The organism is Thermomonas sp. (assembly GCF_041905325.1).
GTDB lineage: Bacteria > Pseudomonadota > Gammaproteobacteria > Xanthomonadales > Xanthomonadaceae > Thermomonas.
On record NZ_JAYRLK010000028.1, the window covers coordinates 1 to 2,463 of the forward strand.

3 protein-coding genes are annotated in these 2,463 nt (G+C 67.4%); all 3 read left to right on the forward strand.

Going from position 1 to position 2,463, the window contains the following annotated elements; translation table 11 throughout:
• The coding region (locus tag ACE3OK_RS12370; RefSeq protein ID WP_374249857.1) for a heavy metal translocating P-type ATPase at positions 1 to 1,066 on the forward strand (1,066 nt) is incomplete at its 5' end.
• A gap of 1 nt (position 1,067) precedes the next feature.
• Complete coding sequence (gene ccoS, locus ACE3OK_RS12375; RefSeq protein WP_374249858.1) at positions 1,068 to 1,205, forward strand: cbb3-type cytochrome oxidase assembly protein CcoS; 138 nt, start codon at positions 1,068 to 1,070, stop codon at positions 1,203 to 1,205.
• 63 nt (positions 1,206 to 1,268) lie between these two features.
• Positions 1,269 to 2,463, forward strand: a 1,195-nt coding sequence (gene ccoN / locus ACE3OK_RS12380; RefSeq protein ID WP_374249859.1) for a cytochrome-c oxidase, cbb3-type subunit I, incomplete at its 3' end; no start/stop codon positions are given.

A 2,463-nucleotide genomic window follows, 5' to 3' on the forward strand; every position in this document is an offset into this window, starting at 1 on the left:
CCATGCGATTGGCGTGGCGATCGCCGTGCTGATCGTGACCTGCCCCTGCGCGTTGTCGCTGGCCACGCCAGCGACAACGCTGGCAGCGGCTGGTGCGCTGGCGCGGCGCGGTGTGCTGGTGCGACGCCTGCAGGCCTTCGAGACGGCGACACGGATTGACACCGTGGTGTTCGACAAGACCGGCACACTCACGCACGACCGCATGGCCGTGGAGGCCGTGCGCGTGCGTGACGGTGTCACGCCAGCAGTCGCGCTGCGGCTGGCGGCAGCGCTGGCCCAGCACTCGCTGCACCCGGTGTCGCGTGCGCTGCTGGCCGCGGCCCCGGACGGGCCGCCGGTGGTGGTGGACGTTCGGGAACTGCCGGGCCAGGGCCTGCACGGCACTGTGGGCGAGGGCGCTGCGGCGCAGGTGCTGCGGCTGGGCTCCGCGCGCTTGTGCAATGCGCCGTCACAGCAATGTGCCGGCGATCTGCTGCAGGCGCACCTGGCGGACGCGCAGGGATGGCTCGCAACGTTCGACCTGGGTGAATCGGTCCGCGCCGACGCGGTCGCCGCGGTGCAGGCCCTGCGGGGCATGGGCCTGCACGTTCAGCTGCTGTCGGGCGACCGGTCGCGCGCGGTGCAGCGCCTGGCCTGGCGCGCCGGGATCGACACCGCGTTCGGCGACCGCTCCCCCGAAGACAAGCTGGCCCATGTGCGCGCGCTGCAGCAGCGCGGGCACCGCGTGGCCATGGTGGGTGACGGCATCAACGATGCGCCGGTGCTGGCACTGGCGGACCTTTCGTTCACGCTGGGCGAGGCGGCCGCGCTGGCGCGTTCGCGTGCCGACGTGGTGGTGATGGGCGGGCAGCTGGCCGCTGTGCCCGCGCTGCTGCGCCACGCCATACGCACCCGGGCCGTGGTGTGGCAGAACCTGGCCTGGGCCGCGGGCTACAACGCGGTCTGCGTGCCGCTGGCCGTGGCCGGCTGGATGCCGGCCTGGCTGGCGGGGTTGGGCATGGCCACGAGTTCGCTGGTGGTGGTGATGAATGCGGCGCGCCTGGCGCGTTCGCCGGAGGCGCATTGAGATGGACATCCTGTATCTGTTGATCCCGCTGTCCATCGCGCTGGCGTTGCTGATCCTGGGCGCGCTGGGCTGGGCCGTCTGGCGTGGCCAGTTTGACGATGTGGACGCCGAAGGCGAGCGGATTCTTCGCTCCGATTGACTTTCGTCAACCCGGTCTGCCGCCTTGCGGCCGACACTGGCGCCGAAACATAAAAGGTGCCCGATGAACACAGAGCAAACACAACTGGATCAGCCGCACGCAGGCGTCTATGAAGACACCGTCGTCCGGCAGTTTTCCCTGATGGCCGTGGTGTGGGGAGTGGTCGGCATGCTGGTGGGCGTGTTCATCGCTGCCCAGCTCGCCTGGCCCGAACTCAACTTCGGCATTCCCTGGCTCAGCTATGGCCGCTTGCGTCCGCTGCACACGAATGCCGTGATCTTTGCCTTTGGCGGTTGCGCGCTGTTTGCCACCAGCTACTACGTGGTGCAGCGCACCAGCCAGGTCCGGCTGTTCCTGCCCAAACTGGCGGCTTTCACTTTCTGGGGCTGGCAGCTGGTCATCCTGGCGGCCGCCGTCAGCCTGCCGCTGGGCTACACCAGCGGCAAGGAATACGCCGAGCTTGAATGGCCGATCGACATCCTGATCACGCTGGTCTGGGTGGCGTACGCCGTGGTGTTCTTCGGCACCATCGGCATCCGCAAGGTCCGCCACATCTATGTGGCCAACTGGTTCTACGGGGCCTTCATCATCGCGGTGGCCATCCTGCACCTGGTCAACAGTGCAGCGGTGCCGGCGGGGCTGATGAAGAGCTACTCGGCCTACGCCGGCGTGCAGGACGCCATGGTCCAGTGGTGGTACGGCCACAACGCGGTGGGCTTCTTCCTGACCGCGGGCTTCCTCGGGATGATGTACTACTTCATCCCGAAGCAGGCGGGCCGTCCGGTGTACAGCTACCGCCTGTCCATCGTGCACTTCTGGGCGCTGATCTTCACCTACATGTGGGCCGGCCCGCACCACCTGCACTACACCGCGTTGCCCGACTGGACGCAATCCATCGGCATGGTGTTCTCGCTGATCCTGCTGGCGCCCAGCTGGGGCGGAATGATCAACGGCATCATGACGCTGTCGGGTGCCTGGCACAAGCTGCGGGACGACCCGATCCTGCGCTTCCTGATCGTGTCGCTCTCGTTCTACGGCATGAGCACCTTCGAGGGCCCGATGATGTCGATCAAGACCGTCAACGCCCTGAGCCACTACACCGACTGGACCGTGGGTCACGTGCACTCCGGTGCCCTCGGCTGGGTCGGCCTGATTTCCATGGGCTCGCTGTACTACCTGATCCCGCGCCTGTTCGGCCAGAAGAAGATGTACAGCATCAAGGCCATCGAGGTCCACTTCTGGACGGCCACCATCGGCA